This is a genomic window from Streptomyces spinosisporus, assembly GCF_022698145.1.
GTDB lineage: Bacteria > Actinomycetota > Actinomycetes > Streptomycetales > Streptomycetaceae > Streptomyces > Streptomyces spinosisporus.
This window is the reverse complement of record NZ_JALDAX010000014.1, coordinates 197,588-215,728: the sequence shown is the minus strand read 5'-3', so window position 1 is coordinate 215,728 and position 18,141 is coordinate 197,588. Positions and strand designations below refer to the sequence as shown.

Annotated in this window: 16 protein-coding genes and 1 pseudogene; 13 read left to right on the top strand and 4 right to left on the bottom strand. The window is 70.0% G+C overall.

Going from position 1 to position 18,141, the window contains the following annotated elements:
- The first annotated feature begins 280 nt into the window (after nucleotides 1-280).
- A complete protein-coding gene (locus tag MQN93_RS31470; RefSeq protein ID WP_242712236.1) occupies nucleotides 281-1,933 on the top strand; it encodes a beta-1,3-glucanase family protein in 1,653 nt (550 codons plus the stop codon).
- 127 nt (nucleotides 1,934-2,060) lie between these two features.
- Here MQN93_RS31470 and MQN93_RS31465 read toward each other — a convergent pair.
- Nucleotides 2,061-2,422, bottom strand: a pseudogene (locus tag MQN93_RS31465) (cytochrome P450); the annotation flags it as partial.
- 195 nt (nucleotides 2,423-2,617) lie between these two features.
- Here MQN93_RS31465 and MQN93_RS31460 point away from each other — a divergent pair.
- The 5 genes from MQN93_RS31460 to MQN93_RS31440 all read left to right on the top strand — a co-directional run bounded on the left by MQN93_RS31460 (nucleotide 2,618) and on the right by MQN93_RS31440 (nucleotide 7,914).
- Entirely contained in the window at nucleotides 2,618-3,712 is a 1,095-nt protein-coding gene (locus MQN93_RS31460; RefSeq protein ID WP_016432819.1) for a hypothetical protein, read from the top strand.
- A 14-nt stretch (nucleotides 3,713-3,726) separates the two neighbouring features.
- Nucleotides 3,727-4,935: a toxic anion resistance protein gene (locus MQN93_RS31455; RefSeq protein WP_242712235.1), complete on the top strand. Its 1,209-nt coding sequence runs from the start codon at nucleotides 3,727-3,729 to the stop codon at nucleotides 4,933-4,935.
- Nucleotides 4,932-6,473 (top strand): substrate-binding and vWA domain-containing protein, encoded by a 1,542-nt coding sequence (locus MQN93_RS31450; RefSeq protein ID WP_242712234.1) that lies wholly within the window; start codon nucleotides 4,932-4,934, stop codon nucleotides 6,471-6,473. The genes MQN93_RS31455 and MQN93_RS31450 overlap by 4 nt, the downstream gene beginning before the upstream one ends.
- Nucleotides 6,460-7,059, top strand: a complete 600-nt coding sequence (locus tag MQN93_RS31445) for a hypothetical protein (protein WP_242712233.1) — start codon at nucleotides 6,460-6,462, stop codon at nucleotides 7,057-7,059. The genes MQN93_RS31450 and MQN93_RS31445 overlap by 14 nt, the downstream gene beginning before the upstream one ends.
- A 75-nt stretch (nucleotides 7,060-7,134) precedes the next feature.
- On the top strand, nucleotides 7,135-7,914 hold the full coding sequence (locus tag MQN93_RS31440) for a glycosyltransferase (RefSeq protein WP_242712232.1): 780 nt from the start codon (nucleotides 7,135-7,137) through the stop codon (nucleotides 7,912-7,914).
- A gap of 6 nt (nucleotides 7,915-7,920) precedes the next feature.
- On the opposite strand, the gene MQN93_RS31435 is transcribed toward MQN93_RS31440, so the two are convergent.
- Nucleotides 7,921-8,985 (bottom strand): glycoside hydrolase family 3 N-terminal domain-containing protein, encoded by a 1,065-nt coding sequence (locus tag MQN93_RS31435; protein ID WP_242712231.1) that lies wholly within the window; start codon nucleotides 8,983-8,985, stop codon nucleotides 7,921-7,923.
- 587 nt (nucleotides 8,986-9,572) lie between these two features.
- Between MQN93_RS31435 and MQN93_RS31430 the strand changes: the two genes are divergently transcribed.
- The 7 genes from MQN93_RS31430 to MQN93_RS31400 all read left to right on the top strand — a co-directional run bounded on the left by MQN93_RS31430 (nucleotide 9,573) and on the right by MQN93_RS31400 (nucleotide 16,206).
- Complete coding sequence (locus tag MQN93_RS31430) at nucleotides 9,573-10,895, top strand: phosphatase PAP2 family protein (protein WP_308404453.1); 1,323 nt, start codon at nucleotides 9,573-9,575, stop codon at nucleotides 10,893-10,895.
- Between the two features lie 62 nt (nucleotides 10,896-10,957).
- Complete coding sequence (locus MQN93_RS31425; RefSeq protein WP_242712230.1) at nucleotides 10,958-12,061, top strand: Gfo/Idh/MocA family protein; 1,104 nt, start codon at nucleotides 10,958-10,960, stop codon at nucleotides 12,059-12,061.
- 78 nt (nucleotides 12,062-12,139) lie between these two features.
- A complete protein-coding gene (locus tag MQN93_RS31420) occupies nucleotides 12,140-12,679 on the top strand; it encodes an RNA polymerase sigma factor (protein WP_242712229.1) in 540 nt (179 codons plus the stop codon).
- Nucleotides 12,676-13,476 (top strand): cupin domain-containing protein, encoded by an 801-nt coding sequence (locus MQN93_RS31415; RefSeq protein WP_242712228.1) that lies wholly within the window; start codon nucleotides 12,676-12,678, stop codon nucleotides 13,474-13,476. The genes MQN93_RS31420 and MQN93_RS31415 overlap by 4 nt, the downstream gene beginning before the upstream one ends.
- Nucleotides 13,477-13,511: 35 nt before the next feature.
- Nucleotides 13,512-14,306, top strand: a complete 795-nt coding sequence (locus MQN93_RS31410; protein WP_242712227.1) for an ABC transporter ATP-binding protein — start codon at nucleotides 13,512-13,514, stop codon at nucleotides 14,304-14,306.
- Nucleotides 14,303-15,613, top strand: coding sequence for a hypothetical protein (locus MQN93_RS31405; RefSeq protein ID WP_242712226.1), 1,311 nt, complete (start codon nucleotides 14,303-14,305; stop codon nucleotides 15,611-15,613). Before MQN93_RS31410 ends, MQN93_RS31405 begins: the two co-directional genes overlap by 4 nt.
- Nucleotides 15,610-16,206 (top strand): hypothetical protein, encoded by a 597-nt coding sequence (locus MQN93_RS31400; RefSeq protein WP_242712225.1) that lies wholly within the window; start codon nucleotides 15,610-15,612, stop codon nucleotides 16,204-16,206. The genes MQN93_RS31405 and MQN93_RS31400 overlap by 4 nt, the downstream gene beginning before the upstream one ends.
- A 76-nt stretch (nucleotides 16,207-16,282) precedes the next feature.
- On the opposite strand, the gene MQN93_RS31395 is transcribed toward MQN93_RS31400, so the two are convergent.
- Together MQN93_RS31395 and MQN93_RS31390 are read right to left on the bottom strand one after the other, a co-directional pair.
- Nucleotides 16,283-16,657 (bottom strand): hypothetical protein, encoded by a 375-nt coding sequence (locus MQN93_RS31395; RefSeq protein WP_016432806.1) that lies wholly within the window; start codon nucleotides 16,655-16,657, stop codon nucleotides 16,283-16,285.
- Between the two features lie 131 nt (nucleotides 16,658-16,788).
- Nucleotides 16,789-18,141 (bottom strand): aspartate aminotransferase family protein, encoded by a 1,353-nt coding sequence (locus MQN93_RS31390; protein ID WP_242712224.1) that lies wholly within the window; start codon nucleotides 18,139-18,141, stop codon nucleotides 16,789-16,791.

Below are 18,141 nucleotides of genomic sequence, written 5' to 3'. Positions count from 1 at the left end.
GCCGGGAGACGGTAAGTGCGTGCACAGGGGCCGTCAAGACGTCTGACAAGAACACTGATCAGTAGGGATCTTGTTCGAAATGTCGTGCATCGAAAAGGCGGTGGGAAGCGGCTGAATGGGCCGCATTTTTGAAACGTTCAATTGCTTCAGGCACGCCATTGCCCAGCTCTTGACGGTATTGGTCCAGTCCAATAACGTGCTTCCGCACAGAACCGCACAAGGCACAACACCCCCCTTCCGTCACATGGTTGACGGGCTTCATCCCTCCGGGAGGGCCCCTGTGGTTTCGCGACGCTCCTTCCTGGCCGCGGCCGGTTCCGTCACCGCCGCGACTGCGCTCAGCCCGTTCACGCCGTTCGCCTCGACCGCGGCGGCAGCGGGCGTCTCACTCCCCGTGAAACTGGCGAACAATTCCGGCCAGGACACCGTCTACGCCTATATCTCGGGCTCCGACAGCAGCGGCTGGCCGGTCTTCGTCTCGGCGAACGGCGCCCTGAACCGGCTACCCAATCCGTCGTCCCCGGTGACCCCCATCGCCGACTACTCGATCGCGCTGGGCGCCTCGGGCTCGGCCGGCGTCACCGTCAACCTGACCGACTACGTCATCGGCGGCCGCGTCTGGTTCTCGGTCGGCAAGAAGCTCCAGTTCTTCGTCAACCCGGGCAACCCGCCCGGTGTCGTACAGCCCGCCCTCGTCAGCTCCGACCCCAACTGGGCGACCAACTGGACGTTCTGCGAGTTCACCTTCAACAGCGCCAACCTGTACGCGAACATCTCCTACGTCGACATGGTCGCGCTGCCGATCTCGATGGCCAGCACCGGCAGCGGCGGCAACCAGTCGGTCACCCCGCTGCCCGCCGGCGCCCTCGCCTCCATCGCCTCCGGCCTGCAGGCGCAGCACGCCACCGACGGAGCCCCCTGGGACAGGCTGGTGGTCACCGACTCGTCCGGCGGGGTGCTGCGCGTCATGTCGCCCTCGCACTCACCGGTGGACTTCGGCGGCTACTGGGACGACTACCTGAACCGGGTCTGGAGCCACTACGCCTCGACTCCGCTGACCATCAACGGCCAGGGCAGCATCGGCTCCTACACCGGCACCGTCTCCGGGAACGCCATCGTCTTCTCCGGCCTCAACACCAACGGCGTGCCGTTCACCAAGCCCAGCGCCGTCGACATCTTCGGCTGCGCGTCCGGTCCGCTCTACAACTCGGGCGGGGACGCCCGCGGCGCGATCGCCGCCCGGCTCGCCGCCGCGCTCAACCGCAGCTCACTCCTGGTCTCCGGCGGGAACAACCAGCCCGACGGCGTGACACCCTCGCAGTACTACCAGGACCCGATCACCAACCACTACGCCCGGCTCGTCCACAAGTACGCCAGCATCGGCTACGCCTTCCCCTACGACGACGTCGGCCCCACCGGCTCGGCCCCCGTCGACGGCCACATCCAGGACGGGGCGCCCACCTCGTGGAGCATCACCCTGGGCGCCGGGGCCTCCGGCGGAAATCCCGGCGGCGGGGGTGGGGTGAGCGCGTACAACACCATCCAGGCGGAGTCCTACTCCGCGCAGAACGGGACAACCACCGAGAGCTGCTCCGACACCGGGGGCGGCAGCGACGTGGGGTACATCTCGAACGGTGACTGGCTGAAGTACTCCTCCGTCGACTTCGGTTCGACCTCTCCGAGCCAGTTCAAGGCCCGGCTCGCGTCGGGTGCGGCCGCCGGTGTCAGCGGTGCCATCCAGGTGCGGATCGACAGCACCGGCGGCACGAAGATCGCCGAGATCGACTTCGCCAACAACGGCGGCTGGCAGAACTGGCAGACCATTCCGGCGAACGTCGTCGCCTCCGTCACCGGCGTCCACGACGTCTATCTGGTCTTCTCGGGCAGCAGTTCGGACTTCACCAACGTCAACTGGTTCACCTTCACCCGCTGACGCCCGTGCGCGTCATCCTCTGACCCGGTGCGCTCCATCCCCCGACCCGGTGCGCATCACCCGGACACCGGGGTGAAGCGCACCGGCAGGGGTTGCGGGCCGCGTGTGTACACGCCCTGTTCGACCGGACCTGTACGTCGGTGGCCGCCTGTCTCATGATCATGTGCACCGGCGGGGTGTGGCGCAGGGTCTCGGCGAAGGCGGCGACAATCAGGCTGCGGTCCGCGCGTACCGCTGCCAACTGCTCGGGGTGCAGGAGCAGGTTGGTCAGGATGCTGGCGATGGCCTTGTCGGTGGTCTCGCCGCCGGCCGCGAGCAGCAGGCTGCAGAACGCCTTGAGGTCCTCGTCGCTCATCCGGACGCCGTCGACCTCGGCGGCGCAGAGCGGGTCGCGTAGTCGGCGACGATGTCGGCGGAGCCGGTGTGCCGGAAGGCGTCGATCAGTTCGCGCGAGTTGCGCTCGATAACCGGCCGGAACTTCTCCTGCAACTGGCAGCTGGAGCCCGTCCACGGCAAGACGATCCTGCAGCTCAGCGGCCGGGAACACGGGGTGCGGTGGGCGCCGGCGTTCCGGGGCAGTGATCTGCGGAAGAACTCGGGCGACAGGATGTCGGGCACCTGACTGCGGTCCCGTGTTGTACCGGGACCGGTGCGACACCTCCCGTTCACACCCGGCGGCGGGGAATGTTGAGTTCCGCGAGCACGCTCCGTGGCGTGAAACGTATTGCAGGGATCGTCCTTGCGGTGCTGCTGATCGGTGGCGTGGTGGCTGCCGTCGTCGCGGGCCGGTACGACGAGGACAAGGGCACGGCAACGAAGACCGTGCGGATGGTGATCGGATCGGAGAAGGCCGAGTACTTCGCCGATCCGGAGGTGGTGAAGGCCCTGGCCGCCAAGGGCTACACCGTGAAGGCCGAGACCTCCGGGTCCTGGGCCATGGAGGGGCTCGACCTCAAGGGGTACGACCTCGCGTTCCCCTCCAGCCAGGCGCCCGCCGTCGAGCTGGCGCACCGGTACAAGGTGCACGGGACGCTCCCTCGGCCGTTCTACTCGCCCCTCGTGGTCGTGGCCCACCGCAGCGCCGCCGAGGTGCTCGCGGCGAACGGCCTCGCGACCCTCGACACCGAGCACCGCGGCACCCTGAAGATGGCCGCCTACCTCGACGCCGCCCGTCACGACCGCACCTGGCAGCAGCTCAAGGGGGCAGGCAAGTACGGGGAGTTGAGCGGGACCGTCTTCATCTCCAGCACCGACCCGGAGTCCTCCAACTCCGGTGCCCTCTATCTCGCCGCCGCCTCCTATGTGGCGAACGGCGGAAGGGTCGTCGCCGACAAGGCCGGTCTCGGCCGCACCGAACCGTTGCTGCAGAAGCTCGTCACGGTGCAGGGCGCCCAGCAGTCGAGCTCGGACGCGGTGTTCCGGGACTTCGTCAGCGGCGCCGGCAACCCGCTGGTCTGGGTCTACGAGTCGCAGGTCGCCTCGCTCCTCGCGGGCGGACAGCAGCCGGGCGACCTGGTCGTGCTCTACCCGGACACCACGGTCAACAGCGACCACACCGTCGTACCGATGACGGACAACGGCAAGGCGCTCGCCGAACTCCTTTCCACGGACGCGCAGTTGAGGAAGCTCGCGGTCCGGCACGGTTTCCGGCCGCAGGGCGCCGCCACCGAGTTCGCCTCGGCCACCACCTATCTCAAGCAGGAACTGACCGGCGTCCGGCAGGCGCCCGTGCCCACCTCCGCGGTGCTGCACGAGATGGCGCGCCGGGCGCGCGGATGAACGGGGGAGAGCACATGACCAGTTTCAACACCAGTCAGAACAGCCACCAGGACACCCTGAGCGGCGACGACGTCTTCACCCTCACCCCGCCCGAGGCCGTCGCCGCCGTCCCGCGGGACAGGGCGGGCGGGCTCGTACCCGTCGACGACAGCGTCCGTACGGACATGGCGAAGAAGGCCTCCGCATACGTCGCCGGTCTCGCCGCCCTCGATGCCCGCTCGCCCGAGTTCGCCGGCAAGGTCGGAGAGGTCACCGGGCTCGGCGCCGGTGAGATGCGGACCGCCGCCGCGCAGTCCAACCGGATGCTGGAGCGCACCGTGCGGAGCCTGCCGGGCAAGGGCGGGGACGCCCAGTCGCAGGTCGCGGGCTCGCTCGTCGAACTGCGGCGCGTGGTCGAGGACCTGGACCCCCGGGACCTTCCCGCGAGCAAGGGGCGGAAGTTCCTCTCCCGCCTCCCCGGCGGCAACAAACTGCGCGACCACGTCGCCAAGTACGCGTCCGCGCAAGGGACGTTGAACAAGATCGTGGGCTCGCTGCGCGGCGGTCAGGACGAACTGCGGCGCGACAACGCCGCGCTGCAGACCGAGCGGGTGCGGCTGTGGGAGACCATGGGCAAGCTGCAGGAGTACGTCGTGCTGACCGAGGCCCTGGACACGGCCGTCGAGCAGCACATCGCCGGCACCGCGGACCCCCAGGCGGCGGACTCGCTCCGTGCCGACGTGCTCTTCCCGGTCCGGCAGAAGCACCAGGACCTGCTCACCCAACTCGCCGTGTGCGCCCAGGGTTACCTCGCGATGGACGTCGTACGCCGCAACAACGACGAGCTGATCAAGGGCGTCGACCGGGCGGCCACCACGACCGTCTCGGCGCTGCGGATCTCTGTGATGCTGGCCTCCGCGCTCGACAACCAGAAGAAGGTCGTGGAGCAGGTCAACGCCCTGCGCGGCACGACCGAGGACCTCATTCGGGGCAACGCCGAGATGCTCGCCACGCAGAGCGGCGAGATCCAGCGCATCGCCGCCGACCCGGCCGTGGGCGCCGAGACCCTGCGCTCCGCGTTCCAGCAGATCTACCGCACACTCGACGCGATCGACACGTACAAGGTCCAGGCGACCGAGGCGATGGCGACGACCGTGGAGAACCTGACGGCGGAACTGCAGAGCGCGAGCGCGTACTTGGAGCGCAGCCGCTCGCGCGGTGCCCTGGAAGGCAGGACCGCATGATCCGCACGAGACGCCATCTGGCCCTGGTCGCCGCCGCTGCCGCCCTGCTGACCGCCTGCAGCTCGACCGGGAAGCCCGACCCCGGCACCTCACCCGAACCCGGCACCCTCCGCGTCCTCGCCTCCAGCGAACTCGCCGACATGGCACCGGTCCTCGACCAGGTCCGCAAGGACACCGGCATCACGGTCCGGCCCACCTACATGGGCACCCTCGATGCCGTGAACCTGCTGGCCTCGGGAAAGGCCGCCGGGACCTACGACGCCGTCTGGCTCTCCTCCGACGACTATCTGCGGCTGCGCCCCACCGCCGCGAAGAAGGTGGTCTCCGAGACGTCGATCATGTCGAGCCCGGTCGCCATCGGGGTCAGGTCGGCCACCGTGCAGGCGCTCGGCTGGACGCCAGCCGACGTCACCTGGTCCCAGGTCGAGCAGGCCGTGCAGGACGGAAAGCTGACCTACGGCATGACCGACCCCGCACGCTCCAACTCGGGCTTCTCCACACTGGTTTCGGTCGCCTCGGCCCTCTCCGGCGCCCAGTCCGCGCTCACGGAGGCGGACGTCACCCAGGCCACGCCCCGGCTGAAGGAGTTCTTCAAGGGGCAGCAGCTGACGTCGGGTTCGTCGGGCTGGCTGGCGACGGCGTACAGGCGGCGCGGCGACGTCGACGCGCTCCTCAACTACGAATCCGTCCTCAAGGGCATCCCGGACCTGACCGTGATCCGCCCCAAGGACGGCGTGGTCACCGCCGACTACCCGCTCTCCTCCCTCGCCGGCACACCCGCCTCGACCCGCGAGGACGTCCGCCGGCTGACCGAGGCGCTGCGCACACCGAAGATCCAGCGGGAGATCACCGCCCGCACCCACCGCCGCCCGGTCGTCCCGTCGGTGCCGCCCGCGACCGGCCTCGACACCACACGCCGACGCGAACTGCCGTTCCCGGGAAGCCTCTCGGTCGCCGACGGGCTGCTCGACTCGTACGAGAACGACCTGCGCCGCCCCTCCCGGACGGTCTACGTCCTCGACACCTCCGGCTCGATGCGCGGCGACCGTCTCGACCGGTTGAAGAAGGCGCTCACCGACCTCACCGGCGACTTCCGCGACCGCGAGGAGGTCACGCTGATGCCCTTCGGCTCGGTCGTGAAGAGCGTGCGGACGCATGTGGTCGAACCGGCGGACCCGAAGGCCGGTCTGGCCGCCATCCGCAACGACACCAGGCACCTGTCCGCCGACGGCGACACCGCGATCTACACCTCGCTGGAGAAGGCGTACGAGCATCTCGGCACCGACCGCGACACGTTCACGTCGATCGTGCTGATGACGGACGGCGAGAACACGACCGGCGCGAAGGCCGGTGAGTTCGACGCCTTCTACCGCTCGCTCGGCAGCTACCAGCGGGAGATCCCCGTCTTCCCGATCCTCTTCGGTGACTCCGACCGCACGGAACTGGCGCACATAGCCGACCTGACCGGCGGCCGTCTCTTCGACGCCCAACACGGCTCGCTGGACGGCGCCTTCGAGGAGATCCGTGGCTATCAGTAGATATCTCGATTCCCGCAAGAACATCGCGGGCAGCGCGTGCGGGCTGGCCGGGCTCGTGCTCACGTTCACGGGGGCGGCCGGGCCGTACTGGCCCGTCGTCGTCGCCGGACTGTACGGCGCGGGCGCGCTGATCGCCCCACCGGATCGGCCCCCGCTGCCCGACTTCCCGGACCCGTCGGCCCAACTCGACGCGGTGCGCGCCGACTTCGAGAAGCTGGGGAACTACCTCGCCGAGGTCGACCTGCCGCCCGCCTCAGCGGGCCGCCTCACCGAACTGACCGACCTGCTGGCCGCGTTGCTGGCCCCCGGCTGGGTCGCCGAGGTGCTCGCCCAGGACCCGGAGGGCGTGCACACGCTCTCGCGGGCCGTACGGCAGGACATCCCCGAGGCCGTCGACAGCTTCGTACGCACCCGTTGGTGGACGCGGATGGCCCCGGGCTCCGAGCCCCCGGAACGGCATCTGGAGCGACAGCTGACACTGCTCCAGGAGGAGGCGGAGCGGCTGGCCACGGCACTGCGGGAGACGGAGGCGCGGCGGCAGGAGTCGCACACCCGGTATCTGGAGGACCGGGGCCGCGCGCACTGAGCAGGGCAGAGGTCAGCACCTCCTCCTGAGCAGCTATCTTGATCAGGCACGCCGATCGAGACCGGTGGAGTTCAGGTGGCCAAGGCGCACGAGCGCATCGCGGACGAGACGATCAGCGTCATCACGGCCGTGCACGCACCGGGGGCAAAATACCTGCCGGACGCCTACGAGTCGCTCGTCGAGCAGGAGATGCCCGCTGGCTGGGAGTGGCAGTGGGTCGTCCAGGAGGACGGTGAGAGCGAGGCCGTGGCCCCGTTCGTGCCCGACGACGCACGCGTGAGCTTCGGGCAAGGCCGGGCCGGACGCGCGGCCATGGCCCGGACGATGGGCCTCGCCCGCGCCCGGGGCAGCCTGGTGAAGGTGCTGGACGCGGACGACATGCTGACGCCCGGTGCCCTCGCACGCGACATCGCCGCCGTCTCCCGGCCGGGCATCGGCTGGACGACGTCGCGGGCCCTCGACCTGCTGCCGGACGGCTCGACCGTCGGGTTCGACCAGGACCCGCCGGAGGGGCCGATCGAGCGGGGTGTGGTCCTGGACCACTGGAAAACCCACGACCACCGCCCCCAGGTCCACCCCGCCACGCTGTGCGTGCGCCGGGATCTGCTCCTGGCCCTCGGCGGATGGATGTCCCTGCCCGCATCGGAGGACACGGGCCTCCTGCTGGCGCTGAACGCCGTCAGCCGAGGCTGGTTCAGTGCGCAGACCGGACTCCTCTACCGGAAGTGGCCCGGCCAGGTGACCAGCCACGAGTCCCATATGGACGAGGGGGAGCGCACGGCACGCATGGCCGTCATCGGCGCACGGGCCGAAGCCCTCGCCCACCTCGCACAGTGGCGCTACGAGGACGACTGAGCCGGTTCACTCGCAGGTCAGCAGTCCCGCCTGCCGCTTGGCCGTCAGAACGCGATGGACGCTCTGGTTCATCTGATCGCGGAAGGCCGGGTTCTGTGCCATCCGGGTCTGCACCGCCTTGGCCATGGCCGGGATCTGGTTCGGCTCGATCGTCAGCACCAGATCCCCGCCTGCCGACAGGAAGTTCAGGGCCCGTTCGGCCGGGGGCACGGCCTTCACGGCAACCGCTTGGCCGAGGTCGTCGGAGACGACGACGCCCTTGAAACCGAGGTCCTTGCGGAGCATGTCCTTGATCACCACGGAGGAGAACACGGCCTGGTGGTTCGGGTCGATCCTGCTGTACGTGGCCGAGGAGATCATGACGAAGGGAGCGCCGGCCTTGATCCCGGAACGGAACGGTTCAAGGCTCGAACTCGTACGTGTCGTCACCGAATCCACCACGTTCGCCGTGGTGTCCGTGTTGCCGCGGACATGGCCGAGGCCCGGGAAGTGCTTGAACGTGGCCAGCACCTTCGACTGCGCCATGCCGGCGGCGAACGCGTTGCTGTACGGCGTCACCGTCGCGGCCGTATGACCGAACTCGCGGTCGTAACCGCCGATCGGGGCGTTGTTCTTGCCCAGAGAGGCCGGGACGACATCGGCGACGGGCGCGAGGTTCAGATTCACACCGGCCGCCCGGAGCTGCTCGGCCCATGTGGCGGCCTGACTGCGCAGGGACGAGGTCGACCAGCTTCCCTGCACCAGCGCGCTCGGAATCGTCGAGAACCCCGGTCCGGACAGCACCTGTACGTGGCCGCCCTCCTGATCGGTGGAGACCAGCAGGGGCACGCGGCTTCCCGCCACGGTGTCCGCCTGCGCCTGGAGGCTGTCGACGAGGGACTTGGTCGCCTGCGTACCCGCGCTGCTGCGCCCGGCGAGGAACACCGATCCGACGTGGGACTGGTGCATCAGCCGGATTCTCTGCCGGTCGGGGGCGGACGGGGTGACGGCGCCCATGAAGAGCTGGCCGACGCGCTGCGGCCCCGTCATCGCTCCGAAGACCTTGTCGACGCAGGTCGGGGCGGCGCTCATGGCGGAGGGGGCCGGTGCGTTCGCTCTGTCGGCCGCGTGAGACGTGCACGCGCCCGCCAGGCCTGCTGCCGCCAGCGAGAGCGTCACCACGGGGACGGGCCACAGTGACCGCATCCTCTTCGAGCGATGATTCGGCGCCTGCTGAGATGTCATGAAGGTCCCTCGCGGCACGCCCGGCGGACCGGGTATCCCTCAGGCGGCCGCCGACGATGGACATTCGTCCCGTCCGAGTAAACGTACATCCATACAGTGGGATGCGCCTCCGCTGGCGAGGGCGCTCCCCGACCGGCGCGGCGATCCCCGATCGAACACCGGGCGATAACCGATTGATCACTGAGAGTTGGCTCGGCGATCGCTGTGAGTTCGCTGAGTGATGACTGTCGCATCTCTATTGACCTGCGCAGATTCGGTGTGTTTCGCTCATTCGATCTAGGGGGCGAAGTGAAGCAGGGTATGGGGAGATTCATGCGGACCGCGGGTGCGGTGGCCGGGGTGGAGCAGGCGGGGCGGGCGGCAGAGCCGGCACTTAGTGAAGCGGTTCGGAATTGATACGCAGACGGTTTCGGCCCGGGGCGAGACTCTGGGCCGTGGTGGCGATCGCGGTCATCGGCTTCCTCATGGCGCTGGAACTCGCCGCACGCCACTACGGCCAGCCCGGGCCCATCACCACCCAGGCGCGCGAGCTGATCTTCCCGCCGAAATCGGGCGGGGTGCTGTACGCCGGCCTGGCGTTGATGATGGTGGTGCTCACCTGGCGGCAGCGCTTCATCGCGCTCGGCGCCGCCATCGGCATCGACGTCGTCTTCTCGCTGATCCGGTGGACGGCCGACATCAGGGTCACCGACGGCCACCCCTTCGGCAACGGCGCGCTGTGGGTGATCCTCGGCTGCGCGGTCATCGCCGTCACCCACCGCACCGGCCCGGACCGCGTCCTGCTGCTCAAAGGCGTCGGACTGGCCCTGCTGCTGGTGACGGGCCGCAAGACCGGCGACGCCTGGCTGTTCATCACCGCCAAGACCCGCCCCATGGTGCTCGACCAGTACGTGGCGACCACCGACCATGCGCTCGGCAACCCCTCCTGGCTGCTGGGGCGCCTCGTGACCGCCTGCGGCCCCGTCGGCTTCAACTTCCTCGACATCGTCTACGGCCAGCTCCCGGTGGCCGCGGTCGCCGTCGCGCTGTACCAGTTGCGCCATGTCGCCGCCGAACGCCGGTTCCCGCGCCACCATCTGGTGCGCACCTTCCTCGTGATCGGTCTCGTCGGCCCGGTCTTCTACATGATCTTCCCGGTGGTCGGCCCGCTCTTCGCCTACGGCACCGGCGCGCAGCACTGGGAGGGCGTCAGCCTGTGGGCGCCCCACATGGCACCCAGCGCACAGTGGGCCGCGGCCGACCTGTGGCCGCGGACGCTGCCTCCGATCGGCGTCCCGCACCACATGCCCTTCGACCACATCACCCCACGGAACTGCATGCCGAGCCTGCACACCGCATGGGCCACCGCGATCTTCATCCACTCCCGCAAGGGTCCACGCGCACTGCGCCACGCAGGCACGTTCTGGCTGATCGCCACGCTCACCGCGACGCTCGGCTTCGGCTACCACTACGGCGCCGACCTCATCGCCGGTGTGGTGTTCACGCTCACCATCGAGGCCGCCCTGCGTGCCTACGACCACGGCTGGGACTGGTCGGGGATTCATCTGGTCACCTACGGCGCCACCGTCTTCACCGCTCTGCTGCTGTCGTACCGCTATCGACCGGTCGAGATGGCCCTGCACCCCTGGCTTTCCGGCCCCCTGCTCCTCCTCGCCCTGGCCTCGGTGATCTACGCCTACGTGCGCACCACCACCGCCTGGGACGCGGGAACGCTGCCCACCCGGCGGCCGACCGCCCCGCAACCCGAACTGATCTGACGACCAGGTGCACGGCAGACGTCGGAGGTTAGACTCGCGGCGCCGATCGCGAGGAGGGGACAGTGAGCGAAGCACCCGTACGGTTCGGCATCGTGGGCAGTGGCTGGCGGGCCGAGTTCTTCGTCCGGCTGGCCAAGGCGTTGCCCGAACGGCTGGCGGTGGCCGGTGTGGTGACCCGCTCCGCCGAGCGGGCGGCCCGACTCGAGGCGGAGTGGGCGGTGCCCGCGTTCCGCACGGTCGACGAACTGTGCGACGCCGGGCCGGAGTTCGTGATCCCCTCGGTGCCGTGGGACGTGACGCCGTCGGTCGTCCAGGAGCTCGTCGAGCGTGAGGTGCCGGTCCTGGCCGAGACACCGCCGGCGCCGGACGTACGAGGCCTCGATGAACTGTGGGACGCCGTGGGAGCGGCCAGCCGCGCCGGGGGAGGCGCACTGGTTCAGGTGGCGGAGCAGTACACCCTGATGCCCGGCCACGCGGCTCGCCTCGCCCTCGTGAAAGAAGGCGTGATCGGGCAGGTCACCTCCGTACAGGTGTCGTCGACGCACATGTACCACGCCATGTCGCTCATCCGGCACACGCTCGGCGTCGGACACGGACCCGCGACAGTGACCGCCCGGGCCTTCACCGCACCCCTCGCCGATCCGCTGTCTCCCAGCGGGTGGTCGGACGACCTGACGCCCAAGGACGCCGTCACCACCCTCGCCCTGATGGACTTCGGCGACGCCCGCACGGCCCTGTACGACTTCACGGACAACCAGTGGTGGAATCCGCTGCGAGCCCGCCGGATCGTCGTGCGCGGATCGCTCGGCGAGATGGTGGACGACACGGTGGTACGGATGACCGATCCGCGCACCCCGGTCGAGTCCACGCTGATGCGCCGCCGCACCGGCACGGACCTCAATCTCGAAGGTGCCGAGGTGCACCACATCTCCTTCGACGGACGGGTGGTGTGGCGCAACGACCATCTGGGGGCGAGCCTGTCCGAGGACGACCTGGCCGTCGTGGATCTGCTGTGCCGTACGGGCGCATGGGTACGGGACGCGGGCCCCGAACCGTATCCGCTGGCCGAGGGGTGCCAGGACCATCTGCTGGCGCTGGCCTGTGAGGAGTCGGCGCGTACGGGCGCTCCGGTGACGACCGGGGTGCACGCCTGGGCGGATCGCTGACCGACCACCGCGGCAGCAGCGCCGAGAGGTCCGAGAACCTGAATCGACGGTCGGTTCGTCTTGCTGATCGTGAAAGGCATGGCAGAACTCGACGAGGCAGAACTCGTGCGTCGCGTCGCCGGTGGTGACCGGGCGGCGTTCGACGAGTTGTACCGGCGTACCTCGCCCTGGCTGGCGGTGCGGCTCCGCCGCCGCTGCGCCGACGACGACGTGATAGCCGACGTGTTGCAGGAGACCTACCTGGCCGTCTGGCGTGCCGCCGGCAGCTACGCGGGCTCCGTGACCGACGGCAGTGCGGTCGGCTGGATCTGGACGATCGCCGCGAACCGTCTCGTCGACGCGTTCCGCCGCCGCGCCCGGCAGGAGCGGGTGCCGGCCGTCGCCCTGCTGGAGACGACCGCGCCCGCCGCCGAGGACGAGGTGATGGCGCACCGCGTCGACCAGAACTTCGAACAGGCGCTGCTGCGGCTGCCACCGGAACTGCGCCAGGTGCTGCAGGCCATGGTCCTCGACGACCTGTCCGTACGTCAGACGGCGGTCCTGCTCGGCATGCCGGAGGGCACGGTGAAGACCCGCGCGCGGCGGGCCCGGATCGCGCTGCGGGAGGCGCTGTCATGACCCACCCCACCACCACGATCCTGGCCCGCTACGCGGACGGAGGGCACGGACTCGACGACGCCGCGCTCTGGTCGATCGAAGTCCACCTCGACGTATGCGCCGACTGCCGCGCACGACTGGCCGCCCGCACCACCCCAGCCACGGCCGAACTACTCGACCGCGTGGCCGCCTCGCTCGACCGGGCCATCGACGCCGGCCCTGCGCCCGCCCGGCACCCCGCACCGGCAGCGGCCGTGCACCGACGCTGGCTCGCCTGGACGCTGCTGCCCTGGCTCGCGGTGACCGTCGCGGTACTGGGCTGTGGCGTGCTGCTCGACTCCGTCGAGCCGAGCCTGCCCTCGCTCGTCCTGCTGCTGGCCCCGGTGGCCCCGCTGCCCGGCGTCGCGGTGGCCTGGAGCCAACGCATCGATCCCGCCTGGGAGTTGATCGCCACCACCCCCGCGGCAGGACTGGCCATGGTGCTCAGGCGGACGCTCGCCGTGCTCGTCGTCGTGCTTCCGGCACTGCTCGTGGCGGGCGTGAGCACCGGAACCTCGCTGGCCCTCACCCTGTTGCCCTGCCTGGCCTTCACGGCGGCCACCCTCGCGCTCGGCGCCTTCGTCGGCGTATGGCGCGCTGCGATCGGTCTCGCCCTCGCCTGGTCCGCCGCGGTCCTGCTGCCGAGTGTGGTGACCCGGTCCCTGTCTCCGGTACTGCAGTCCGGCAGCACCGCCGTCTGGGCCGTCGCCACCGCGGCCCTGGCCGCGATCATTGCGCCGGCCGCCACCCGCTTCCGCCGCCTGACCAGCGGCAACTGACCCCCATCACGCCCCCACCACCACAGGAGACACCCATGCGAGCGGTGCGTGCTGCCGAAACGGCTCCCACCCTTCATCCCTGGCTCGTGCACGCGGAGAAACTGCGCGTCCGGGCAGGCCGGCACCTGGCCGTCGACGGACTCGACCTGACGCTGACCGCGGGCGTGCACGGGGTGCTCGGCCCGAACGGCGCCGGAAAGACCACGCTGATGCGTGCGCTGTCCACCGTCGTCAAACCCGCCGGCGGCTCGCTGACACTGCTCGGCGCACCCGTCGACGGCCGTGCCGACCTCCGCGAGGTCCGTCGCCAACTGGGCTATCTGCCGCAGCAGTTCGGATTCTACCCGAGGTTCACCATCCGCGAGTTCGTCGCCTACATGGCCTGGCTGAAGGAGATGCCGAAGGCCGCGGTGCCCGACGCCGTGCAACGTGCGATCGATCGGGTGGGTCTCACCGGCAAGGCCGACGCCAGGATGAAGACACTCTCCGGCGGCATGCTGCGCCGGGCCGGCATCGCACAGGCCGTCGTCAACGACCCCCGGCTGCTGCTGCTCGATGAGCCCACCGTCGGACTCGACCCCGAACAGCGCCTCGAATTCCGCGACTTGCTGCGGGACCTCGCCGCCGAGAGCTGTGTGCTGGTCTCCACCCACCTCGTCGAGGACGTCGTCGCCGCCTGCACCGACGTCCTCCTCATGAACGAGGGCCGGCTCCTCTTCCAGGGCACCCCCGACGACCTGATCGCCCGCGGCGGGCAGAGCGACGCGGGCGACAGCCCGGCGGAACGCGGCTACTCCGCCCTCCTGCGCCGCCACCGGAGCACCGTATGAACCGCATCCTCCGTATCGAACTCCGGCGTTCGGCGGCCCTCGGCGCGGCGCTCCTGATCACCGTCGGCGGCGCGATCGTCCTCCACACCACCCCGGGACGCTGGTCCGCCGGATGGATGGCGCTGGTCATGACGCAGCGCGAGTATCTGGCGGTGCTCTCACCCCTCGCGATGGCCGCCGGGGCATGGCAGTCCTATCGCGAACACCGCGCGAACGTCGCCGAGTTGTTCACCACCACGCCCCGCCCACGACCGCAGCGCATCGTGCCGATCCTGCTCGCGACCGCGCTGGCGGTGCTCGTCGCGTACCTGGTCACGCTCCTCACAGCGGCGCCACGGATCGCGGACACCGCCCGCTACCTGCCGCCCGCGGCCTTCGTCGTCGTGGCCGTCGGCCTGATCGCGATGATCGCCTCGGTCTGGCTCGGACTGGCCGTCGGACGCCTGGTGCCTGCGCTCGCCACCGCACCCGCGCTGGCCGTGATCGGCTTCGTCCTGCTGATCCTCGCGCCACACGCCATCGCGGACGGCGGAATCGCGGCGGCGTTCTCCCCGGCCGTGGGGATGAGCATGTTCAGCGACTACGACACCGTCGGCACCAAAGTCAGCATCGCCCAGGCGCTCTGGATGGCGGCGGTCGCGGCGGCCGCCGTGGTGCTCCTCGCCGTGCACCACCGGAAGTTCGCGGTCAGCGCGCTGGTGCCGCTGGCCGTCGGTGCCACGGCCACGGCCCTGGTCGTGCCGACCGGACGCGCCTACGAGCAGGGGACGCTCGACCCGGTCGCTCAGGAGCTCGTGTGCACCCATGACACTCCGCGCGTGTGCATCAGCCGGGCGCACGAAGGACTGCTCCCCGAAGTGACCCCCAAGGCCCGGCACGCATTGCAACTGCTGTCGAGGACATCACTCACCCAGGCGCACGAGGACACCTCCACACTCTTCCCGTCCACCGCACCCACGTCGCGGCCGGACACGGCACTGATGACGATCACGGTCGACAAGCAGGGCCACCTCGCCCACCCGGGCCGCTTCGAACCGGCCATGCTCACCGGCGTGTTCACCGGTCCCGCGAGCTGCGGCGACGACCGGAACTTCACCGTGGCCACCGCTGCGGCCTACTGGCTGCTCGACCGGAAACCGGCCGCCGGTACCGAGGGCCTCGAATTCGACGACCCGGACGCCGTCAAGCTCTGGAAGAAGCTGCGGGCACTGCCGCACGCCGAGGCCGAAGCCCGCGTGACCGCCGTCCAACAGGCCGCCCAGAAGTGCCGGGACACCACCAACCTCCTGACGCGAGGCGCCCGATGAACGGTCTCACGCTCTACGTCCGCTCGCGCCAGGTCCCGGCAGCGTTCGGCGCGGCCACCGCCGGCACCACGGTCGCCTGGCTGTCGGCGAGGGCCTTCGGCGGCACGGGCGAGGTGGGCGGCGTCGTCCTCGTCCTGACGGTCCTGCTCCTGGTGTCTGTCGCCACCGCCACGCTCGGAGGCCCCGACGACACCCTAGACCGCACGTCGGCGAGACCCTGGGGATGGCTGCGGATGTCCCACCTGGCCACGGCCCTCGCAGGCGTACTCGTCCTCCTGCTCACCACGCTGCTCACCGCCACGCGGTTCGGGCCGTTCGGATGCGTCGTGCGTGACGCGGCCGGCCTGCTGGGCCTGACCGCCCTGGGAGCAGCCACCGTCGGCACTTCCCGATCCTGGTTCCTGCCCCTCGGGTGGACGCTCGGCGCGGCGACATTCCGGGGCGCGGGCACCGCGGGGGAGGCGCTGACCTGGCAGACCCAGGCCCCCGACAGCCGCCCTGCGGCCATGGTCGCAGCCGCACTCGCCACCGCCGGAACGATCGCCTACGTCAGCCGGGGGCCACGCCGCCGGACGTCGCTGGAGAGCGACTGAGCCTGTCCAGGGGCGGCGTGGGCTGCCGAACGGCAAGCGTCAGACCGTGTGTTGGTATCGGTGGGGGTCCAGGTTGCTAGGGCCGGTTCAGGACGATCGAGTTGATGGGCGTGAGGTTGTAGTTGCCGAATTCGTTCAGCTTGATGGTGATCGTGCAGTTGACGCCGTTGTAGCCGGTGCACAACTGGACGGTGGCGTTGGCGCCGCCGTACTGGTTGTTGAGCACATAGTGGTTGCCGAGCTGGTTGCTGAGGTTGTGGGCGCCGTAGCTGTAGTAGATGTTCGTCGGCGTGCTGGTGTGGATGTCCGCGTTCTGCGGGTAGATGCAGGCCGCTCCGCCCGGACAGCCGTACACGGGCCTGTCGTTGGCCTGGGCCGAGCCGGTGTTGACCGCTGCCAGGGCGGCCGTGGCGACGGCGAGCGCGGCGGCGCTCCGGGTGATCCTGCGCATGGTGATGTCCCTCCCGTTGCATTGCTGGTCGGCGCGTCCGAGTGCGCTGGTCAACCCTGCTACGAGTGGCTCGTACCGTCCATGAATTCGATTCCCTTCGAATGCAGTGGTGCGCTTCCGTCGTGCCCGTCTCAGAGCGCAGCGCTCACCTCGCCGATCGCGGTGTCCAGGATCGAGAGCCCGAGGGCCAGTTCGTCCTCGGTCGCCGTCAGTGGGGGTGCGATGCGGAAGACCCCGCCCATCCCGGGGAGTTGCACGATGTTCATGTGCAGGCCGAGCTCCAGGCAGCGGCGGGTGACCCGGGCACCCAGCTCGTCCGAGCTCTGCTTGGTCTCGCGGTCGACGACGAGCTCCAGGCCGACGAGCAGGCCACGGCCGCGGATGTCGCCGATGACCTCGTGACGGCCGGCCATCTCTTCCAGGCCGGTGCGCAGGAAGGCTCCGAGCTCGCGGGCGCGCGCGTCGAGGCCGTCGTCGGCCAGCACGTCGAGAACGGTGTTGCCGACGGCGGCCACCAGCGGGTCCGAGACATGCGTGGTGAAGAAGAGGAAGCCGCGGTCGTACGCCTCCTGCTCGATCTCGACACTGGTCACGACAGCCGCGAGCGGCAGGCCCGCGCCGAGGGTCTTGGAGAGCGTGAGGATGTCGGGGACGACGCCGTCGCGTTCGAAGGCGTACCAGGTGCCGGTGCGGCACAGACCGGTCTGCGCCTCGTCGAGGATCAGGAGCATGCCGCGCTCGCGGCACTTGTGCTGGAGGGCGGCGAAGTAGCCGGGCGGCGGTTCGATGATGCCGCCGGAGCTGAGAATCGGCTCGACCAGGCATGCGGCGAGGCTGCCCGTGGACTGCGCGTCGATGAGGTCGAAGGCGAAGTCCAGCTGACGGCGCCAGTCGAGGCCTCCGTCCGGCGTGGTGAAGTCCGGGCGGTAGGCGTTGGGGACGGGGATCGCGAAGTTGCCGGGTGCGGAGGGGCCGTAGCCCTTGCGGCCCGCGCTGTAGGTGGCGGAGGCGGCGGCCTGTGTCATGCCGTGCCAGGACCTGGCGAAGGAGACGATCTCGTGCTTGCCCGTGACCAGCTTCGCCATCCGGATGGCGGCCTCGTTCGACTCGGCGCCGGTGGTCAGGAGCAGGGCCTTCTCCAGGGGTGCGGGCAGGGTCCCGGCCAGGCGCCGGGCCAGCTCGACGACCGGGCGGCTGAGCATGCCGCTGTAGAGGTGGTCGAGGGTGGCGACCTGACGCCGGACGGTCTCCACGATCGCGGGGTGCGAGTGGCCGAGGATCGCGCTCATCTGGCCGGAGGTGAAGTCGAGGATCTTGCGGCCCTCGGCGGTGAACACGAAACTTCCGGCGGCGCGCTCGATGATCTCGCGGGTGAATCCTCCGCCGTAGTAGCGGACGAGGTGTCGATCGGCGTCGGCCCAGAACGAGGACTCGGACGCGGGCTCGGAGCTCAACGGGAGGGTGGTGGGGGTCGCAGCAGCCAT